Annotated in this window: 19 protein-coding genes and 2 tRNA genes; 11 read left to right on the forward strand and 10 right to left on the reverse strand. The window is 66.3% G+C overall.

Annotated elements, in window-relative coordinates:
- The first annotated feature begins 218 nt into the window (after positions 1 to 218).
- Positions 219 to 629, forward strand: coding sequence for a hypothetical protein (locus SIDU_RS07650; protein WP_007683207.1), 411 nt, complete (start codon positions 219 to 221; stop codon positions 627 to 629).
- Positions 616 to 1,362 (forward strand): TorF family putative porin, encoded by a 747-nt coding sequence (locus tag SIDU_RS07655; protein WP_007683204.1) that lies wholly within the window; start codon positions 616 to 618, stop codon positions 1,360 to 1,362. The genes SIDU_RS07650 and SIDU_RS07655 overlap by 14 nt, the downstream gene beginning before the upstream one ends.
- Here SIDU_RS07655 and SIDU_RS07660 read toward each other — a convergent pair.
- Positions 1,351 to 3,363 (reverse strand): putative bifunctional diguanylate cyclase/phosphodiesterase, encoded by a 2,013-nt coding sequence (locus SIDU_RS07660; RefSeq protein WP_007683202.1) that lies wholly within the window; start codon positions 3,361 to 3,363, stop codon positions 1,351 to 1,353. The genes SIDU_RS07655 and SIDU_RS07660 overlap by 12 nt on opposite strands.
- 119 nt (positions 3,364 to 3,482) lie before the next feature.
- On the opposite strand from SIDU_RS07660, the gene moaA reads away from it, so the two are divergent.
- The 4 genes from moaA to SIDU_RS07680 all read left to right on the forward strand — a co-directional run bounded on the left by moaA (position 3,483) and on the right by SIDU_RS07680 (position 5,675).
- Entirely contained in the window at positions 3,483 to 4,493 is a 1,011-nt protein-coding gene (gene moaA / locus SIDU_RS07665; protein WP_007683200.1) for a GTP 3',8-cyclase MoaA, read from the forward strand.
- Positions 4,490 to 5,266, forward strand: coding sequence for an NAD kinase (locus SIDU_RS07670; protein ID WP_007683197.1), 777 nt, complete (start codon positions 4,490 to 4,492; stop codon positions 5,264 to 5,266). The genes moaA and SIDU_RS07670 overlap by 4 nt, the downstream gene beginning before the upstream one ends.
- A 78-nt stretch (positions 5,267 to 5,344) precedes the next feature.
- Positions 5,345 to 5,419 (forward strand) — tRNA-Asn (locus SIDU_RS07675).
- 181 nt (positions 5,420 to 5,600) lie between these two features.
- Positions 5,601 to 5,675, forward strand: a tRNA-Asn gene (locus SIDU_RS07680).
- Positions 5,676 to 5,817: 142 nt separating this feature from the next.
- On the opposite strand, the gene SIDU_RS07685 is transcribed toward SIDU_RS07680, so the two are convergent.
- From SIDU_RS07685 to SIDU_RS07695, 3 genes are read right to left on the reverse strand one after another with little or no spacing between them, the layout of a single operon-like run.
- Positions 5,818 to 7,122, reverse strand: a complete 1,305-nt coding sequence (locus SIDU_RS07685) for an SPOR domain-containing protein (RefSeq protein WP_007684906.1) — start codon at positions 7,120 to 7,122, stop codon at positions 5,818 to 5,820.
- A gap of 4 nt (positions 7,123 to 7,126) precedes the next feature.
- Positions 7,127 to 7,669, reverse strand: a complete 543-nt coding sequence (locus tag SIDU_RS07690) for a hypothetical protein (RefSeq protein WP_007684904.1) — start codon at positions 7,667 to 7,669, stop codon at positions 7,127 to 7,129.
- 15 nt (positions 7,670 to 7,684) lie between these two features.
- Complete coding sequence (locus SIDU_RS07695; RefSeq protein WP_007684902.1) at positions 7,685 to 8,404, reverse strand: ParA family protein; 720 nt, start codon at positions 8,402 to 8,404, stop codon at positions 7,685 to 7,687.
- Between the two features lie 166 nt (positions 8,405 to 8,570).
- On the opposite strand from SIDU_RS07695, the gene SIDU_RS07700 reads away from it, so the two are divergent.
- From SIDU_RS07700 to purU, 3 genes are all read left to right on the forward strand, one after another.
- On the forward strand, positions 8,571 to 9,593 hold the full coding sequence (locus tag SIDU_RS07700) for an SPOR domain-containing protein (protein WP_007684901.1): 1,023 nt from the start codon (positions 8,571 to 8,573) through the stop codon (positions 9,591 to 9,593).
- Between the two features lie 65 nt (positions 9,594 to 9,658).
- Complete coding sequence (locus tag SIDU_RS07705; RefSeq protein WP_007684898.1) at positions 9,659 to 10,687, forward strand: 2-oxoadipate dioxygenase/decarboxylase family protein; 1,029 nt, start codon at positions 9,659 to 9,661, stop codon at positions 10,685 to 10,687.
- A gap of 88 nt (positions 10,688 to 10,775) precedes the next feature.
- A complete protein-coding gene (gene purU, locus SIDU_RS07710) occupies positions 10,776 to 11,615 on the forward strand; it encodes a formyltetrahydrofolate deformylase (protein ID WP_007684896.1) in 840 nt (279 codons plus the stop codon).
- 188 nt (positions 11,616 to 11,803) lie between these two features.
- On the opposite strand, the gene tgt is transcribed toward purU, so the two are convergent.
- Together tgt and SIDU_RS07720 are read right to left on the reverse strand one after the other, a co-directional pair.
- Complete coding sequence (gene tgt / locus SIDU_RS07715) at positions 11,804 to 12,934, reverse strand: tRNA guanosine(34) transglycosylase Tgt (RefSeq protein WP_007684894.1); 1,131 nt, start codon at positions 12,932 to 12,934, stop codon at positions 11,804 to 11,806.
- A gap of 53 nt (positions 12,935 to 12,987) precedes the next feature.
- Positions 12,988 to 13,167 (reverse strand): hypothetical protein, encoded by a 180-nt coding sequence (locus SIDU_RS07720; RefSeq protein WP_007684892.1) that lies wholly within the window; start codon positions 13,165 to 13,167, stop codon positions 12,988 to 12,990.
- 237 nt (positions 13,168 to 13,404) lie between these two features.
- On the opposite strand from SIDU_RS07720, the gene SIDU_RS07725 reads away from it, so the two are divergent.
- The gene (locus tag SIDU_RS07725) at positions 13,405 to 14,364 is read left to right on the forward strand and encodes a crotonase/enoyl-CoA hydratase family protein (RefSeq protein WP_025772718.1); all 960 of its coding nucleotides are present in this window, start codon (positions 13,405 to 13,407) and stop codon (positions 14,362 to 14,364) included.
- Positions 14,365 to 14,369: 5 nt separating this feature from the next.
- Here the strand turns inward: SIDU_RS07725 and SIDU_RS07730 are convergent, their stop codons facing one another.
- A complete protein-coding gene (locus tag SIDU_RS07730; RefSeq protein WP_007684889.1) occupies positions 14,370 to 16,313 on the reverse strand; it encodes a putative bifunctional diguanylate cyclase/phosphodiesterase in 1,944 nt (647 codons plus the stop codon).
- Between the two features lie 214 nt (positions 16,314 to 16,527).
- On the opposite strand from SIDU_RS07730, the gene SIDU_RS07735 reads away from it, so the two are divergent.
- Positions 16,528 to 17,205 carry a GNAT family N-acetyltransferase gene (locus SIDU_RS07735; RefSeq protein ID WP_007684887.1) on the forward strand — a complete coding sequence of 226 codons (678 nt, stop codon included), beginning with the start codon at positions 16,528 to 16,530 and terminating at the stop codon, positions 17,203 to 17,205.
- A 29-nt stretch (positions 17,206 to 17,234) separates the two neighbouring features.
- Here SIDU_RS07735 and SIDU_RS07740 read toward each other — a convergent pair whose 3' ends face one another.
- From SIDU_RS07740 to SIDU_RS07750, 3 genes are read right to left on the reverse strand one after another with little or no spacing between them, the layout of a single operon-like run.
- A complete protein-coding gene (locus SIDU_RS07740; RefSeq protein WP_007684885.1) occupies positions 17,235 to 17,495 on the reverse strand; it encodes a DUF1467 family protein in 261 nt (86 codons plus the stop codon).
- 10 nt (positions 17,496 to 17,505) lie between these two features.
- The gene (locus SIDU_RS07745) at positions 17,506 to 19,143 is read right to left on the reverse strand and encodes a ribonuclease J (RefSeq protein ID WP_007684883.1); all 1,638 of its coding nucleotides are present in this window, start codon (positions 19,141 to 19,143) and stop codon (positions 17,506 to 17,508) included.
- On the reverse strand, positions 19,140 to 19,922 hold the full coding sequence (locus SIDU_RS07750) for a type III pantothenate kinase (RefSeq protein WP_007684882.1): 783 nt from the start codon (positions 19,920 to 19,922) through the stop codon (positions 19,140 to 19,142). The genes SIDU_RS07745 and SIDU_RS07750 overlap by 4 nt, the downstream gene beginning before the upstream one ends.
- Positions 19,923 to 19,927: the final 5 nt, after the last annotated feature.

Here is a 19,927-nt window from a genome sequence, read left to right on the forward strand (position 1 = left end):
GAGGCGCGGTGCAGAGGGAAAAGCGGCTCCCCGGATCAAGCCTGTCCTGAGCTTGCCGAAGGGTCCGGGCGACGGTGAGGCAATGCCGCTATCGGCGTTTCCCCGCGTCAAGCGCCAGCACCCCTTTGTCATCCCTGGGACAACAGCCAGCAACAGTCGCGACCTAATCCCGCTCTGACGACCGGACAGCAAAGTCCGGCGTCGAGCAGGAGAAAGACATGAGTTTGACCCTTATTGCCCTCGCCGCGGCGGCGGCCACGCACAGCGTCCGGATCGACCATGGGGGAAAGCCGGTGGAGGCGACCTACAGCGCCCGCGCCGAGTTCCGCGCCAGGACCATCGGCGCCAAGACCCCGAACCGCGCGGACATGCAACGGTGCCAGTGGACCGCCACCATCCTGGTCGACCGGGCGCTCAGCCATGGGCCGGCGCTCAGCCGCACGGTTTCCAGCGACAAGCAGTTTTCGGGCAGCGAGCATGGCGCCTGCACGCCCGGCCGCCAGTCGGGGGAACGCAACCTGGCGCGCCATGAAGGCGAAATCCGCGACCATCTGATCGCGGTTGCGCAGGCGGACCGCGCGCCGCTGCTGGCAGAGCTTGACGCCGTGCGCAATCTTGCCTCCAACTGAGAAAGGGGCGGCGCTGGCCTGCGCCTTTCTGGCCAGCGCCTTCCAGGCTGGCGTCGGCGCCGGCCCCGCCTTCGCGCAATATGCCGACGGCGTCTCCGCGACGGTGGAAGTCGCCAGCGAGGAACGGCGCCGGGGGCTGAGTTGGAGCGAGGGCGACCCGGTGCTGCGGGGCACGCTGTCCGTGCCCGTGGCGGACGGGCTGAGCATCGACGGCACGGCCGCCTCGCTGAGCGGCAGCGACCGGCACGGCGGAGCCGATGCCGTCGTCGACCTGGGCGCGGCCTATGCGCGACAGGTCGGCGGCTGGCGGCTTTCCGCCGAAGGGCGCTATCGCCTTTTCCCCGGAAGCTCGGGGCAAGGCTATGGCGAATTCGGCGCAGGCGCGGCTTTCCAGATCGGACCGGCCAGCATCGACTTCAACGGCAGCTATGCTCCCCGGCAATCGTCCATCGGCGGCGACAATCTCTATCTGTCCGCTTCGGCGGCGATGGGGTTGCCGGGCACGCCCCTCACCGTCTCGGCGCGGATCGGCCGGTCTTCGGGCGATGCGCGCGACCCGGCCCGCGCCGCGCGACTGCGCCCGGACGGCACCTATTGGGACTATGGCATTGGCGTCGACTATATGAAAGGCCGCTGGTTCGCGGGCCTGCGCTATGCCGACAGCAGCATCGCAGGCTCCCGCAGCCGCCATGCGGGAGCAAGCCTGATCGGGCGGGTGGGGTTAGGCCTTTAGCGCCAGCGCCACCAGATCGGCGGAGGAAACGCCCGCCGAACGCAGGAAACCCTGATAATAATCGCAACCTTCGCGGGTGAGGAGGTCCAGCTGCTGCTCCGTCTCCACCCCTTCGGCGATGACGCGCAGGCCCAACGACTTCGCCATATGGATGACGCCGCGCACGATGATTCGGTCGCGGGCGGTCCCGGCGATGTCCTGCGCCAGCCCGCTGTCGATCTTCAGATAATCGAGCGGCAGGCTCTTGAGATAGGCAAGGCTGGAATAGCCGGTGCCGAAATCGTCCACCGCCACCGCCAGCCCTTCGGCCCGCAGCGCCGTCAGCAAGGCGGTGGCATTGTCCACATCCTCGATCAGGCCGCTCTCGGTGATCTCCACCGTCAGGCGCGACCGGGGAAAGCCGCTCATGTCCACCAGGTTCAGGAATTGCGGCATGAAGCCGGGCTGGGCGATGTCCTCCGCCGTGACGTTGATCGACAGGCGCAGATGCGACAGCGCGCGCGGCCAGGCGGCGGCCTGCCGCAGCGCTTCGGCCTGGATATGCGCGGAAAGCGGCAGCATATAGTCGGAACGCCCCGCCGTGGCGAACAGCATTCCCGCCCCCAGAGCGCCATATTGCGGATGGTTCCAGCGGGCCAATGCCTCCACGCCGATCATATGCTCCCCATCCACGGGATATTGCGGCTGGAACAATATGCCGATTTCCCCTCGATCCAGGGCGAGGCGCAGGTCGGTTTCCAACTGGTCGGCATCCACCTGGCGGCTGCGTTTTTCGGAGGAGAAGATGCGGATGCCCTCCCCGCCCCCGACCCTGGCGTCGGCCAAAGCGGTGCCGGCGCGGCGGATAAGGCGGGTGGCGTCGTCGTCCGCCCGCGACTGGGCGATGCCGCAGCGCGCCGTGAGGCGGATCAGATGGTCCCCAGCGCTGAACGGCCGGCCGATGGCGCCGATCAGTTGCCGGGCCAGGAAGGTCGCCTTTTCCGCCGTCGCCGCCTCGCCCGTCAGGCCGATCAGGAATTCCGTCCCGGCGATGCGCGCGACCATCGCGCCGACCGCCATGTCGACGGTCATGCGCTCTATGCGGCGGGCGATCCGGCCCAGCAGCGCGTCGCCCACGACCTGGCCATAGGCGGCGTTCATGCGGTCGAACTGGCTGATCGACAGCAGCAGCACCGTCGTCGCCAGCCCCTGCCGCTGTTCCAGCCAATCGAGCGCCGCCTGGCGCGAGCGCAGCCCGGTCAGGTCGTCCCGTCCGGTGGCGTCATGGCCATGCGCGTCGGACAGCCACTCCACATCCGCCGCGACGACCCCGTCGACCAGCCGCAGATGATGCACCAGCCGGTCGCCCGGACGGCCCGGCGCGGCATGGGCGAAGGCCTCCGGACGGCCGGACCGCATCATGCCGCGCAGCGCGGCGATCACGGAACGGCGCTCGGCACGCGGCAGGCGGCGGATGAAGGTCGCCGGGTCGACGCTCTGCCGGTCAAGACCCAGATGGCGCGCAAGATTGTCGCTGATGCGGATGCGGTCCCCATCCCTCTCCCAGAACAGCGCGTCGCCGCGCCGGATGCGCTGGGCGCGCCGGCTGTGCGTCGTCCCGCCGACCAGCCGGTCGACCAGCCGCTGCGCCGAAGCCAGCGTGGCGCGCAGTTCGGCGGGCGTGAAGGGCGCGGCAAGGAAATGCGTCGCCCCCGCCTCCAGCAATGCCGGCACTGCGGCCATGTCCCCCGCGTCGACCAGCACGATCAGCGCGCCCCCGCCCGCATCCACCGACGGACCCAGCGACGCGATCAGGCGGATGTCGCCATCGCCCGCGCCGCGCATGTCGGCCAGGGCGATCTGGGCGTCGCTGTGCAGGAAGCGCTGCGCGGCATCGGTGGCGCGACGGGCGGCTATGGCGCGCCAGCCCGCCGCCCTCGCCTGCTGCGACAATCCGTCGCGGTCGCCCGGCGACAGGATGAAGAGGCTGCGCTGTCCGTCCAGTGCGGTCTCGCCGCTCACATGATGCTCCTCGGGACGGTTCACGCCCTCTTACCTAATGCCCATCGGTTAGCGACCTGTTTACGCTGCCGCAACCAGTGACGCTTGCGCGGGGCAGGTCCATCGCCTAGCTAGGACATATGGAGATGGCCGATCCTGGACGCACGGCCCTGACCGATGCACTCGGCCGCCGGATCAGCTATTTGCGGATTTCGGTGACGGATCGCTGCGACCTGCGCTGCCGCTATTGCATGGCGGAGCGGATGACATTCCTTCCCAGGGACCAAATTCTGACGCTGGAGGAGATCGCGCTGCTGGCCGACCTCTTCATCGCCCGGGGCGTGCGCAGGATCAGGCTGACCGGCGGCGAACCTCTGGTGCGGCGCGACATCATCGACCTCGTCCGGCGGATCGGGCGACATGTGGGCGCGGGCCTGGATGAACTGACGCTCACCACCAACGGCACGCGGCTGGCGCACCATGCGCAGGCGCTTGCCGATGCGGGCGTCAGGCGCGTCAATGTCAGCCTGGACAGCCTGGACCCCGAACGTTTCGCGCATGTAACGCGGAACGGCGACATCCGGCCGGTGCTGGAGGGGCTGGCGGCGGCGCGGGCGGCCGGGCTGGCGGTCAAGATCAACATGGTCGCGCTCAAGGGCGTCAATGAGGACGAGATCCTGCCGATGCTGCATTGGTGCGACGATCAGGGTTTCGACCTGACCCTGATCGAGACCATGCCCCTGGGCGAGACCGGGGAAGACCGCACGGACCATTATCTGCCGCTGACGCAGGTCGCCGATTCCATCCGCCGCCATCGCGCGCTGACGCCGATCCCGCACCGCACCGGCGGCCCGGCGCGCTATCATGCGGTCGATGGGTTGAAGGCGCGGCTGGGGCTGATCACGCCGCTCACCCATAATTTCTGCGCCGATTGCAACCGCATGCGCATGACCTGCGAGGGCAAGATCTTCATGTGCCTGGGCCATGAGGATCATGTCGACCTGAAGGCCGCCTTCCGCCAGGGCGGACTGCCGGCGGTGGAGCCGTTGATCGACCGCGCCCTGCGGCTGAAGCCGGCGGCGCATGACTTCCGCATCGGCGCGGACGCCGCGCCGGCGGTGCGGCGGCATATGAGCGTGACCGGCGGATGACCGACGACGTCCGGCGCGCCCTGGTCGCGTCCCCCAGCCCGGCAGCCAAGGCGGCGGAGGAAAGGCTGCGCGCTTCCTATGATTTCGTGCCCGTGGAGCAGGCGGACATGATCATCGCGCTGGGCGGCGACGGCTTCATGCTCCAGACGCTGCACTCCATGCTGGAGGGGCGCCGCATCCTGCCGGTGTTCGGCATGAATCTGGGCACGGTCGGCTTCCTGATGAACGAATGGCGGCTCGAACGGCTGGAACAGCGGATAGAGGCGGCCAAGCCCTTCAAGGTCAGCCCGCTGCGCATGATCGTCGACACCGTGGATGGGGAGCGTTTTTCCATCCCCGCCATCAATGAAGTCTCGCTGCTGCGCGAAACGCGCCAGACCGCCAAGCTGGAGGTGAAGGTCAACGACCGCACCGTCCTGCCCGAACTGGTGTGCGACGGCGTGCTGGTGGCGACGCCGGCCGGATCGACGGCCTATAATCTTTCCGCCCATGGGCCGATCCTGCCGCTGGGATCGGCGCTGGTGGCGCTGACGCCGATCAGCCCCTTCCGCCCCCGGCGCTGGCGCGGTGCGATCCTGCCAGAAAATACGGTGATCCAGTTCACCGCGCTCGATCCGGTGAAGCGCCCGGTCAGCGCCGTGGCGGACCAGCGCGAAGTGCGCGACGTCGCCCAGGTGGAGGTGAAGATCGACCGCGCGACGCCGCTGACGCTGTTGTTCGACCCGGAACATACGCTGGACGACCGGATCGCGGCCGAACAGTTCATCGCGTGAAAATTCCGTCATTTGGCGCTTGCCATTGCCGGAAAGCCGCTGCTATAGGCGCGGCCTGCCCAGCGGAAGCCGGGTCGCTCCCCGATAGCTCAGCGGTAGAGCATTCGACTGTTAATCGAATGGCCGTAGGTTCGAATCCTACTCGGGGAGCCAATTTCCATCCGGCGGCGGTGCCGGAAATCCTCCTTCAACCGGCCGGATCGATGCGCCCCGACCCATGTTCCGCGCATATCGGGCCGCCCGCGCATTTTTTCGGACCGGCGGCATTTCCTGCCCTTGCCATTTCGCAAAAGCCGCTGCATATGCGCGGCCTGCCCGGCACGAGCCGGGCCGCTCCCCGATAGCTCAGCGGTAGAGCATTCGACTGTTAATCGAATGGCCGTAGGTTCGAATCCTACTCGGGGAGCCAATTTCCACCTGATTTACGCGCATGTACAGCCGCCCTGCCCCGCGCGGCGGATCCGGCTTCGAAGCAGGTCGCGCCTGCAAGGAATATGCGGGCGGACATCATGGATGCCGCCCGCAAATGCGATCCTGGTCAGCTTTTTTGTTCAGCGCGATGCGTATTGACGGCCCTTGGTCGCCAGCGCCCAGCGTTGCGGCAGGGCATCGATCGCATTCTCCCGGACGAAGCACTGGCCGCGCCGCGCCTGGATCGCGCGGCAAAGCGCGACGGCCTCGCCCCGCTCGTCGAAGCCGCCGACGGCCAGACGGGCGAAGGTCGCGCCGTTCACCGTGATCTGGCTGGTGACGACCGGCAAATTCGCCAGCACGCTGTTGCGGCGGGCCATGGCGAACCATTTTTCCTTGGCGATGGCGGCATTGTCATAGGCGCCGAGCTGAACCACCCAATGGCCGCTGGCCCTTCCGCTGGCCTGGAAGGCCGCCGGCTGAAGGCGCGGAGCCTCCCGAAGGCGCGGGGGCGTCACGGCGCGCAGCGGCGCGGCCTGGCGCGGGGCGGCGATGCGGACGGGCGCTGCAATGGCCTGGATCATCGGCGCCGGCGCATCGGCAATGGCGGGCGACGGCGCGGGTGCGGGATCGACGGCGGCGACCTCCACCGGCGCGGCCTCGACGGCCTGCTCGGCCGGAGCGGCTTCCGCCGTCCGAACCGGCGACGATGGCGCCGCAAGGGCGAGGGCCGCCGGCTGGCCGGCGTCCGCGCCGTCGATCGTCACGCCCATCAGCGCCGCGACGCGCTGCTGCGAAAGGCCGGGCGCGGCATTCTGCGCCCATTGAGTGATGCGCTGGTTGGCGGCAAGCGGATCGAGGTCGAAGCCCGCCATCATGCGCGCATCCTTCCACCGCCCGGCCAAGGCATAGGCATAGGCCAGGTTCTGGCGGGTGCGGGCGGTGGCCGCCGGATCATGGATCATTTCGGACAGGATGCGCACGCCCTCCGGCGCGTCGCCCGCCATCGCCATGGCCAGGCCATAGTCGGCCGCCGGAACGATGTCGGCATGACTGGCGAGCAGGTCGCGGGCGGCGCGGTCCTTGCCCAGGCCTACCTTTACCAGCGCGAGGGTGACGATGGTGCGCGCATCGCGATTGCCCAGCGTCATCGCGTCGGCCAGCGCGGTTTCCGCCGATGCGAAGCGGCCGTCGGCGACATAGGCGCGGCCAAGCAACTGCCTGTAGCCGGCATCCTGCGGCGCCGCCTGCACGGCGGCCTCCGCCAGGTCGACCGCGCGGGCGCCGTCGCGATCCGCCAGCGCCTTTTCGATGCCGGCCGCCAGCCGATCGGGCTTTTGCGGAGCGACGGCGGCGGTGCGGAAAGCCGCCCCGGTGCATCCCACCATGGTCGTGCCGATCAGCATCGACGCGACCGCTGCTTTGGCGAAGGCCTTGCGCTTCATGGCTTTACCGATCCCTGGTCGTCGCCGCGCGCGGCAGTTCGCGGGCCAGCCGGTCCACCTCCGGCAGGCTGGCAAGATAGGCGTCCAGCGCCTCTGTCACCATCTGCTGCGCGGATCGGCCGACAATGGCGCTGGCAAGGCGCAGCTTCAGATGGCGGTCGGCATCCAGCCGCAGGGTGAAGGCGGCCTTGCGACCCTTCGCCGCGGCGGAGGCACGGGCCTTCTTCCTGGTTTTTTCGACCTTGGCGGGGGCAGCCGTTTCGGCGATGCGTTCGGCCAGTTCCTCGCGCTCGGTCACGACGGCGGGCACCGGCGCGACGGCGGGAACCGCCGTCATCGGCGTCAGACCGGCGACGGAGCGGGCTTCGGACGGCGCCGGTTCCGGCTGCGTCACGTCAAAGCCCATGTCGTTCCAGCCCAGATCCTCCTGCAACGCCGTGGCTCCGGCGGTCAGGCCGAAGACGGGACGGCGCATGGCGGGCGATGCGGCGCCCTTGCGCGCCAGCAGGCCGGACGTCAGCGAAGCGAGAGGTTTCGGTTCGACCATGATGCTCCCCTTCTCTTATTGCGAGATCCGGCGGCCGAAGCCGCCGCTTGCCGGACGGACCGTGCCCGCCGTGCCGACGGCATTGTGCGGCACGGAAAAGACGGTGCGGCGGAAATTCTTTTCCAGCCGGTCAGACACATAGGTCCATAGCTGCGTGACCTCCCCCGCGGAGCGGCCATTGGGGTCGACCTCCATCACCGTGCGGCCGTCGATCATCGATGCGGCGAAATCGGTGCGGTGGTGCAGCGTGACCGGCGCGACCGTGCCATGCTGCGACAGGGCGACGGCGGCTTCGGACGTGATGCGCGCCTTGGGCGTGGCGGCGTTGACGACGAAGATCAGCGGCTTGCCCGCCCGTTCGCACAGGTCGACCGTGGCGCCCACGGCGCGCAGATCGTGCGGGCTGGGGCGGGTCGGGACGACGATCAGCTCAGCGACGGAAATGACGCTCTGGATCGCCATGGTGATGGCGGGCGGCGTGTCGATGACGGCGAGCTTGAAGCCCTGCTGGCGCAGTATCTCCAGGTCCGCGGCCAGGCGCGCCACCGTGGTCTGGGCGAAGGCGGGATATTCGGCCTCGCGCTCGTTCCACCAGTCGGCCAGCGATCCTTGCGGGTCGATGTCGATCAGCACGACCGGACCGGCGCCCGCCATTTGCGCCTGGACGGCCAGGTGTCCCGACAGGGTGGTCTTGCCCGATCCCCCCTTTTGCGATGCCAATGCCAATATGCGCACGCAACTTCCCCCAAAAATCCAATTGGGGGGAGGAGTGCCACAGGCCCGCCTAAGAATTGGTTAATCCGCGCGGAAGCCTGACAGCCCGTAAAAAGGCGATGTTCTTAATGCTAAGTCGCTATTAACCTTGCGTCGGCATAGGATCGTGCAAGAACCCTTGGGGAGCATGAGCATGAAGCAGATCTGGGGCGTGTTGGCCGCCGGAACCATGTTGAGCCTGGCGCAGGCTGCGTCGGCCGATGTGAAGGCCGGCGTCGATGCCTGGCAGCAGGGCGATTATGCCAGGGCGGTGGCGGTGTGGCAGCCGCTGGCGCAGTCCGGCGATCCCGATGCGCAGTTCAACATGGGCCAGGCCTACAAGCTGGGTCGCGGCGTGAAGGCCGATCCCGCGCTCGCCATCGACTGGTATCGCAAGGCCGCGAAACAGGGCCATTCCCGCGCCGAGGACAATCTGGGCCTTCTGATGTTCCAGCAGGGCGACCGCGCAGGCGCCTTTCCCTATCTGCAACGCGCCGCCGAACGGGGCGAGCCGCGCGCGCAATATATCGTCGGCACCGCCCTGTTCAACGGAGACCTGACCGCGAAGAACTGGGTGCGCGCCTATGCGCTGATGACGCGGGCGTCGCAATCCGGCCTGGCCCAGGCGACGGCCAGCCTCCGCCAGATGGACAAATATATTCCGCAGGACCAGCGCAACGACGCGATCGCCATGGCCGGGTCCATCGGCCGGCAGAGCGCGACGGCGGATGAACCCCGCCTGCCCGCGCCCGTGGTGCGGGAGGCCCCTGCCCCCGTGCGGACGGCGCAATTGCCGCCCTCCACTCCATCCAAGCCCAAGGCTCCGGAACCGACGGCGAAACCAGCGCCCGCCAAGACAACAGCCGCCAAGCCCCCAGAATCCAGGCCCCCAGAATCCAGACTCCCTGCATCCAGGCCCGCCCTGCCCAAGCCGGCGAGCGGCGGCTGGCGCGTTCAGATCGGCGCCTTCAGCGCGGAGGCGCGCGCCCGCGCGCTCTGGACGCAGCTCAGCGCGAAGGTCGGCGGCCTGTCCGGCTACCAGCCCTATATCCTGACCAGCGGCGGCGTGACCCGGTTGCAGGCCGGTCCCCTGGCAAGCAGCGCGGACGCCAGCCGGCTGTGCGGCGCGATCAAGGCGGCCGGGGCGGAGTGCATGCCGAAGAAGATGTAAATCTTGCCACAGCTTGGAATTTTATTTCAACCGTGCGATAATGGCGCATCAGCACGGAGCGTCCCATGTCGGTGGAAAATCAGTCGGTGATCAATGCGCTGGTGGAGGGGTTTCTCGGCCCCGAACCGGCACGGGCGGCGCTCGCAGCGCTCGATCTGGACCCCCGCCTGACGGGACAGGGCGGCCCCCATGTCACGCGCGCCGCCTTCGCCATGGCGATGAACGTCGCGCTGTTCCACGACCTTCTGGAAAGGGTGCCCAGCGGGGCCGCCTATGTCGCGGACCGGCTGGCGCGGGGCGGCAAGGTGGTGTTCGACCATGGCGCGCTGCGCACCGTGCGGCTGGCCAAGGGCGCGACCGGACAATTGCCGCCGGGCGAGGAGGCGTTCACCCGCATATTGGTGCCGCTGGGCTATGAGATGGCCGCCGTCTATCCGCTGGACCGGCTGCGGATGACCGGCCGGGCCTATCGCCATGTCGACCTGCCCGAAGCGATCCCGCAATTCTTCCTGTCGGAACTGCATGTCGACCGCTTCGACCCGGAATTCGCAGAGGCGGCGGCGCGCATATTCGGCACTTCCCGCGATCCGCTGACATCCGAAGCCCAGGCCGTGCTGGAAAAATTCGCGGACGACCGCCCCGTCACGCTGGAGGAAGCCGCCGCGGCCCTGCCCGCGATCGTCGCGGCCTTCGACCGGCAGCATCGGCCGCCGAGCGTCGAGGATTATGAACTGCTGCTTTCCCGTTCCCATGAGGCGGCCTGGATCGCGACGGAGGGCAATGCCTTCAACCACGCGACGGACCGGGTGGCGGACGTCGCCGCACTGGCGGAACGGTTGAAGGCGGAGGACTGGCCGATCAAGGACCGGCTGGAAATCTCCCGCACCGGACGGGTCAGGCAGACGGCCCTGCGCGCCGACACGGTGGAACGGCTCTTTGCCGGCAACGAACTGCGCCGGGTTCCAGGATCGTTCTACGAATTCATCAGCCGCGACATCGATCCTGAAACCGGCAGGCTGGACCTTGCCTTCGACACCGGCAATGCGACGGGCATCTTCGCCATGACCGGCGTGCAGGGCGAAGGACGCGGATAACGGGTTGATCGGCGCGCAGGCTTGAGGCAACGGGTTCCCGATCTTGCGGGGGAGATGCGCGTTGACTGATCCGGTTGTCCCATCCTGGGTGCTGACGCTGGCCTGCGCCGACCAGGTCGGCATCGTCGCGGCCGTCAGCCAGTTCCTGGCGGAGCGCGGCGGCTTCATCACCGACAGCCAGCAATATGCCGACCGGAAAGCGGGCCGCTTCTTCATGCGCGTCGCGTTCGAGGCGACGGACGATCGCATGGGCGACACCGACCGGCTGCGCGGCGAGTTCGGCGATGTCGGCGCCCGCTTCGCCATGGACTGGCGGCTGACCAGCGCCGATGAAAAGCCGCGCATGCTGATCGCGGTCTCCAAGGGGTCGCACTGCCTGGCGGACCTGCTGCACCGCTGGCAGACGGGCACGCTGGCGGTCGACATCATGGGCGTGGCGTCCAACCATCCCGACATGCGCCGGATCACCGAATGGCACGGCATCCCCTATCATGAGCTGCCGCCCAATGGCGACAAGGCCGCGCAGGAGGAGGCGCTGTTCAGCCTGTTCGAACGGACACGCTCCGAATATCTGATCCTCGCCCGCTATATGCAGGTGCTTTCCGAAGGGCTGGTGGAAAGGCTGGCCGGGCGCTGCGTCAACATCCACCACAGCTTCCTTCCCGGTTTCAAGGGCGCGCGCCCCTATCACCGCGCGCATGAGCGGGGCGTGAAGCTGATCGGCGCGACCGCCCATTTCGTGACCGCCGATCTGGACGAAGGGCCGATCATCGAACAGGCGGTGGAGCGCGTGGACCATCGCGCGACGGCGGAGGACATGATCCGCATCGGCCGCGACATCGAAGCCCAGGTGCTGGCCAGGGCGGTAAGCTGGCTGGCCGACCGCCGGGTGCTCCAGAATGGCGGCAAGACGGTGGTGTTCCGCTAGGGTGTGTGGGGATTCAGTCCATGGCGGGCTGCAAATAGCGGCTTTCTGCGCTTCCGGTGCTCACGTACTGAAGTACGCTGCGCGCCAGTTCTCGAAATCCACTATTTTCGCCGCACCCTGAACTGAATCCCCACACACCCTAGGCCGTATCGATGCTGGAACGATACGCATCCTGGGGAACCCGCGCCTCAGGCCCTCTGGTAATCCCGCCTGAAATCCGCCGCGAAGCTCGCAAAGCGCCCGGCGGCTATGCTGTCCCGGATTTCCTGCATCAGCGCCTGGTAGAAATGGATATTGTGCTGCGTCATCAGCATCGCGCCAAGCATCTCGCCGGCCTTGACCAGATGATGCAGATAGGCGCGGCTCCAGGTCGCGCATACGGGACAAGCGCAGCGCGGATCGAGCGGTCCCATATCCTCCGCGAAGCGCGCATTGCGGATATTGAGCGGCCCGGCCCAGGTAAAGGCCTGTCCGTTGCGCCCGCTGCGCGTCGGCAGCACGCAATCGAACATGTCGATCCCCCGCTCCACAGCGCCGACGATATCGTCGGGCTTGCCCACGCCCATCAGGTAACGCGGCTTGTCCGCCGGCAGCATGTCGGGCGCGAAGTCGAGCGTGGCGAACATCGCCTCCTGCCCCTCGCCCACCGCCAGCCCGCCCACGGCATAACCGTCGAAGCCGATGTCGATCAGCCTTTCCGCCGAAATCCGCCGCAGCCCCTCGTCCAGCGATCCCTGCTGGATGCCGAACAGGGCTGCCCGTTCGGCATGCTCCCCGCCTGCGTCGAACCCGTCGCGCGATCGCTTCGCCCAGCGCATGGACCGCTCCATGGACTTCGCCGCCTCGTCATGGGTGCAGCCGTTCCTGGTGCACTCGTCAAAGGCCATGACGATGTCGCTGTCCAGCAACCGCTGGATTTCCATCGAGCGTTCCGGGGTCAGCATATGCCTGGACCCGTCGATATGGCTGGAAAAGGCGACGCCCTCCTCGCTCATCTTCGTCAGCGCGCTGAGGCTCATCACCTGGTATCCGCCGCTGTCGGTCAGGATCGGCCGGTCCCAACCCATGAAGCCGTGCAGCCCGCCCAGTCGCGCCACGCGCTCCGCGCCCGGCCGAAGCATCAGGTGATAGGTGTTGCCCAGGATGATGTCGGCGCCGGCCGCCCGCACTTCGGCAGGCCGCATCGCCTTGACCGTGGCGGCGGTGCCGACCGGCATGAAGGCGGGCGTGCGGATTTCGCCCCGCCGCATCTGGATGGCGCCGGTGCGGGCCTTGCCGTCGGTCGCGGCAATCGAAAAGGAAAAGCGGGGATTTGTCACGCTGCGCGCTGTAGGATCGAAAGGCGCGCCAGACAAGGCCGCAAAGGCGCGCTTCAGCCCTTCTTGCGCAGTCCGTCCAGCGCCACGACGGCATCGACGTCGAAGCCATCGACGCGGCGATAATTGCCGATGAAGCAAAGACAATCCGCCGCCAGGCTGAGCCGCCATGACTCTCCTTGCGCATCGTGCAGCAGCAGGGTCACAAGCTGCTTGTCGGTTCGGGGCCTGTTCATGATCGGGATCGTAATTAATAAAGGTTAACAAAGGCCTGCACCCGATTTGCGGCATATCGTCAAAAGTCAGTTTGTTGCATTAATGCAACGTTTACCTTTGCGTAACGGAATAATTGGCGACATCCCTGCAACAGTTGCAACTAAAAATGGTTAATTCAGCGGCAAGGCCCATCGGCGCGATTGCATAAGGGCCGCAACCCTGTTCTGCTCATCGTCAATAGCAACTCGGGGGCTCAGATGATTGATTCCGGGCGATTTAATTCCGCGCGAGAACATATGGACGACCTGACGCCCGCCCATCTTCCGGCGGAGGAGGATGCAGCCCTCGCCGCCGTTACGGAAAGCGTGGTTTCCGCGCCGGACATCGGCACCTCGACGATGTTCGACCTGGGCCAGATCGACGTGAGCTGGGACGCGGATGCGGCCACGTTGTGGGCGTTCATGACGCCCACGAATCGCCCGAACTACAGCATGCCCATGCTGCGCGACATCCGCATGTGGCAGACTGAAACTCGACGCCTGTTCGACGAGGGAACGCTGCCGGTCAAATATATGGTGCTGGGATCGCGTTTTCCGGGAGTGTTCAACCTGGGCGGCGACCTGGAACTGTTTGCGAGTTGCATCGAACGCGCCGATTTGCCCGCCCTCATCAAATATGGCCACGCATGCATCGACGTGGTGCATCGTGCATGGCGAAATGCCGATGTGCCGGTGGTTTCCATTGCCTTGGCCCAGGGTGATGCATTGGGAGGCGGATTCGAAGCATTATTGTGTTTCGACGTCGTGATTGCCGAACGCAGCGCGCGCTTCGGCCTTCCCGAAATGCTGTTCGGGCTGTTCCCGGGAATGGGCGCCTATTCCATCCTTGCCCGAAAATTGGGCCATCGCATGGCGGAACGCATGATCCTGTCCGGAAAGGTCTATTCCGCGGAGGAAATGGCGGACATGGGAATCGTCACCATCCTCGTCGACGACGGCGACGGCGAACAAGCCGTGCGGGATTATATCGGCGAAAATCAAAGGCGCCATGCCGGCCATGTCGGCGTGTTCGAGGCCGGTCGCCGCGTCAATCCGCTGGAATATGCGGAACTCAAGGATATTGTCGAAAAATGGGCCGCTACCGCACTTGAACTCGACATCAAGGATGTGAGAATGATGCGTCGGCTGGCCTCGGCCCAGACCAGACTTCACAAATAATCCTGTCAGGCGCGACGGCGATCCGGCGCTGCCGCAACGTTTCGCGCACTGCCCTCCATGCTTCGCATCATCTCCAGCACCTGAGCTGCGGGCACCGGCCGGCTCAGCACGAATCCCTGGACATTGGTGAAGCCCATTTCATGGGCGCAGCGCAGTTGATCGTCGGTCTCGATGCCCTCCGCCACCGTTTCCACATCCAGGGCGTGCGCCAGATAGGCGACCGACTGGGCGATGGCTCTGTGGCGGGCATTGCCCTCGACCCCGCGCATGAAGCTCTGGTCGACCTTGATCGTGTCGAAGGCATAGTCGCGCAGATAGCCGAGCGAGGAATAGCCGGTGCCGAAATCGTCAAGCGCCAGTCGCAGGCCGATCCGTTGAAGGTCGGACAGGATCAGGTTGGTGCGGCCGCTATCCTCCAGGAAGATCGACTCGGTGACTTCCAGTTCCAGCCGGCGCGCCTTCAATCCCGATCGCATCAGCGCCGCGATCACCGCGCGGGGCAACCCGTCGCTCTTGATCAAGACGGGGGAGATATTGACCGCGACGCGGACATTCTCATCCCATTCCATCGCGTCCTGGCAGGCCTGCTCCAGCGCCCAGGCCGTGATCGGCTCGATCATCGAGCAGCTTTCCGCGATGGGGATGAACTCCGCCGGTGAAATACGGCCGAGCGTCGGATGGTCCCATCGCATCAGCGCTTCGCAGATCGCGATCTTGCCCGATCGCGTATCGAAGATCGGCTGATAATGCAGCATCAGTTCCTTGTTCGCCATGGCGCTGCGCAGACCCATTTCCAGGTCATAGGTGCGATTCTGCCGTTCCTTCATCGACCAGGTGAACTGCGCGTGGCGGTTCCGCCCGGCATGCTTCGCCTGGTAGAGCGCCATGTCCGCATGCTGGAGCAGTTCGTCGCTGTCCTGGCCGTCCTCCGGGGCGACGGCTATGCCCATGGAGGCGGTCACGCCCAGATGATAGCCGCCCACGTCGAAATCATGCGTGAATTCGGCCATGATGTCGCCGGCAATCCGCTCCGCTTCGGATCGGTCGGCGCCCGGACAGATCAGCACGAACTCGTCCCCTCCGAATCGCGCGACATGGCCGCGCCCGTCCAGCGCGTGAGACAATCTTTCGGCAACCCTGCACAAGAGCTGGTCGCCGATCATATGCCCCAGCGAGTCGTTGATTTCCTTGAAGCGATCCAGATCCATCCAGAACACCGCCATAGGATACTTGTCGGATCGTCGGCCGTCGAACATTTCGCGCAACCGCATCTGCATCGCCATGCGGTTTTCGACGCCCGTCAGGCTGTCGAACCGGGCCAGGCGCTCGAACTTGACGGCAAGCTGGGTCTTTTCATATTTGCCCTGCAACGCCTCCAGGACGATGCGGTGCGTCGTCTTGGTGATCTCCGCCATGGCGAAGATCATCAGGAACAGCATCGTCGCCAGCACCCGGTAGCCAAGCCCTCCGGACATGACCAGGCCAAGACATGTCGGCAACAGTGCAAAGCAGGTTTGACCGACGGCGATATGGATGCGGCCAGCATTCCGCCCTGCAATTCCGCCGGAATAGGCGGCCACCAGACAGACGCTCAAGGTATGCAGCTTTATGTCTCCGCTCAACATGAGCGTTGCGAAGGCCAATATCCCCAACAATGCCGCATAGCCCCAGGCGCCCAGTTCATAGGCCAGTCCCCAGATCGGCTGCGTGACGCGATGCTGATGGGCGAGTTGCCGATGAAAATAGACGGCCGAAATCGACCGGCTGAGGCCTACAAGGCAGATCAGAATTGCGATCACGGTAATGGCCGTGAGTTTCGCATGCCATGCGATCACCAACCCCAGCGCGCCACCCGCCACCGCGCCGATCATCAGCGATGCGGGAGAAGCATAGAGAGATTTGACGAGATTCGCCTGCACTTCAGCGCTTTGCTGAGTGTCCGGCGTCATGCGCCCGCGCAAGGATGCGATCAAGTTTCGTTGAGGGCGTGACACGTCACTGCCACCATTGCCGAAACATGATTTCCATTTGGTAAATCGCGGCGCCCAAAAGCGCTGGAAATTGGCCGTCGTTACGGAATCAGGCGATGGTCGCGGCTTCTTGCCGACGGAGCAAGACAGGAGGACTTGCTTTCCATGGCCTTAGCCGGAAAATAGCGCCATCATGCCCCATTCCCTGCATCGCCCGGTCTGGAACGCCCTCAACAGCGGCTGGAAGCCTTTGGCCCAGGGGAATGCGCTCGCCCTGCGGATCGATCCGCGCTACGGGCCCTTCGCCGCGGCGGCCGACGCCAGTCCCGCCGCGCAATCGGCGCTGGCCGCGCTCGCGCCCGAACAGGGAGAGCTTTGGATCGTCGAACCCGACGCGCAGACGCCCCCGCCAGGCATGAGGCTGGTCCGCGAAGCGATGCTTGCGCAGATGGCGGCGGACGATATTCCGGGCGACGCCGCCGCCGCGGACATCGTCACCCTGACCGATGAGGACGCTGAGGAAATGCGCGCCCTTGCCTTGATGACCAGGCCTGGTCCCTTCCTGCCGCTCACCCATCGGCTCGGCCGGTTCATCGGCATCAGGGAACAGGGCAGGCTGATCGCCATGGCGGGCGAACGGATGCGCATGCCGGGCTTTGCCGAGGTCAGCGGGGTCTGCACCCATCCCGATCATCGCGGGCGGGGCCATGCCAAAAGGCTGATGCGGATCGTCGCAAAGGCCATGCTGGAACGGGGCGAAACGCCCTTCCTCCACGCCTATGCCGCGCATGAGGCGACGGTGGCGCTTTACGAAACGCTCGGCTTCCGCATCAGGGCGCGGATGCACATGATGGTGATCGCCGCCGGCTGAACCAATGCCCTTCGCGGCCGTCCTTTCGCTCAGCCGATATGCGTGAACCGCTCCAGCGTCACCCAGCCTTCGACATAATTGGCGTAATAGAGGCCGAAGAGAGCCGCCGACAGGATCGTCGCGCGGATGGCGACCCTGCCGGGGCGAAAATTGCTGGGCGCGCTCTCCGCCTGGCCCGGCCGCAATGCCTCGCCCGTTTCGTCGGGCGTGCGAACGCCGAAGGGCAGCACGATGAAGGCGCTGATCACCCAGAACAGCGCGTAGATGGCAAAGATCGCATACCAGTTCATGAGCGAAGGCCTAGGCGCGAATGAGCAGCACGTCCACCACCGGCTTCTTGCCGGTCCAGCGCGTCGCCGTGCGCCGCACCGCCAGCCTTACCCGTTCGCGCAGGGCCTCTTCTTCCTGCGATCCCTTGGCGACGGCGCCGGCCGCTTCGTCCGCGGCCTCCTCCAGGAATGCGGCCTTGTCCTCTTCCACGGGCACGCCCTGGGTGCGCAAGGCGGGGGAACCGATGACCCTGCCCTTGCCGTCCAGCGCCACCGCGACGCTGATCTGGCCATGCAGCGCGACCTTGCGCCGCTCGTTCATCGTCGCGCCGTCAGCCGGCAGGATGACGTCGCCGTCCAGCACCAGTCGGCCCGTCGCCTGGTTGCCGATGATCTCCGGCCCATCGGGCGCCAGCCGCAGCACGTCGCCATTGGACTGCACAACCGCATGGGGCACGCCACTCGCCAGCCCCAGGCGCGCCTGTTCGGCCATATGCCGCCGCTCGCCATGGACCGGCAGCAGGATTTGCGGCCGCACCCATCGATACATGGCCTCCAGCTCGGGACGCCCCGGATGGCCGGACACATGCACCTCCGCCTGGCGATCTGTCACCATCAGCACGCCCTTGGCCGCCAGCGCGTTCTGGATTCGGCCGATGGCGATCTCATTGCCCGGAATCTGCTTGGAGGAGAAGACGACCAGGTCGCCCTCGTCCAGCTTGATCGGATGGCTGTCGAAGGCGATGCGGGACAGGGCGGCCCGCGCCTCCCCCTGGCCGCCGGTGGCGATGATCATCACCTCATTGCGCGGCAGGGCCATGGCGTCGTCCCAATCGACGGTCGGCGGGAAATCCCTGAGATAGCCGGCCGTCCGCGCCGTGGAGATGATGCGGTCCAGCGAGCGCCCCGCCACGCAGAGCTTGCGCCCGACGGCATTGGCGACCTCCCCCAAAGTCTGCAGGCGCGCCGCATTGGAGGCGAAGGTCGTGACCAGCACCCTTCCCTTCGCGCCCTTGATCGTGCTCATCAGCCCTTCGCGGACGTCGCCCTCGGAACCGCTCGCCTCGGGATTGAAGACATTGGTGCTGTCGCACACCAGCGCCAGCACGCCCTCGTCGCCGATGGCCGTCAGTTCCTCCGGCGTGGAGGGCTGGCCCAGCAGGGGCGTCTCGTCCAGCTTCCAGTCGCCGGTATGGAAGATTTTTCCATGGGGCGTGTCGATCAGCACCGCATTGCCTTCGGGGATCGAATGGGCGAGCGGCACGTAGCGGAAGCCGAATGGGCCCAGCGCGAAGCTGCCTTCATTGTCGATGACGTTGAGTTCCACCTCCTCCGTCAGCCCTTCCTCCTCCAGCTTCAGCCGGATCAGCCCCGCGGTGAAGGGCGTCGCATAGAGCGGCACGCCCAGATCCGCCGCGAGATAGGGAATGGCGCCGATATGGTCCTCATGCCCGTGGGTCAGCACGATGCCCAGCAGGTCGTCCTTCCGATCCTCGATGAAGCTCAGGTCCGGCAGCACCAGTTCCACGCCGGGATAGGCCGGATCGGCAAAGGTCAGGCCCAGATCGACCATCACCCATTTGCCCTGGCAACCGTATAGATTGACGTTCATGCCGATCTCTCCCGAACCGCCAAGGGCCAGGAAGATCAGCTCATTTCCGGGTATCATTCTGTTTTCAAACTCCGTTCATACAGCAGTGCGAGGCCCTGGATCGTGAGATCGGGCGCGATCGCATCGAAAATATCGCTATTGTCGTCGAAGAGGACCGCCAGCCCCCCCGTTGCAATCACCTTGGCCGGACGGCCGATTTCCGCGCGCATGCGGGCGACCAGCCCCTCCATCATCGCCACATAGCCCCAGAAGACGCCGATATGCATCTGCGCTTCGGTGGTGCGGCCGATGACCGATCGATTCTCCGGCGGGGCGATCGCTATCTTGGGCAGCTTCGCCGCCGCCGCGACCAGCGCGTCCAGCGACAGGTTGATGCCCGGCGCGATGATGCCGCCCTTGTAAGCGCCATGATAATCGATCACGTCGAAGGTCGTCGCCGTGCCGAAATCGATGACGATCAAATCCTCCTGATAGAGATGGTGCGCGGCGATGGCGTTTACAACCCGGTCCGCCCCGACCGAGGCAGGCTCTGCCACATCCAGCGCGATGCCCCACTCCACCGGCGCCTGGCCCGCGACGAGGGCGGTCGTCCTGAAATATTTATCCGCCAGCACCTGGAGATTGTGCAGGGCGCGCGGCACCACGGTCGCGATGATCACCGCCTCTACATCGGCGATCCTGTACCCCTCCAGCATCAGGAGCTGGTTCAGCCACACCGCATATTCGTCGGCCGTGCGCCGGGGGTCGGTCGCGATCCGCCAGCGGGCGCGGATTTCCCGCCCTTCCAGCAGCGCAAAAACCACATTGGTGTTACCCGCGTCGATCGCGAGAAGCATGGCCG

The sequence above is a fragment of the Sphingobium indicum B90A genome (genome assembly GCF_000264945.2).
GTDB lineage: Bacteria > Pseudomonadota > Alphaproteobacteria > Sphingomonadales > Sphingomonadaceae > Sphingobium > Sphingobium indicum.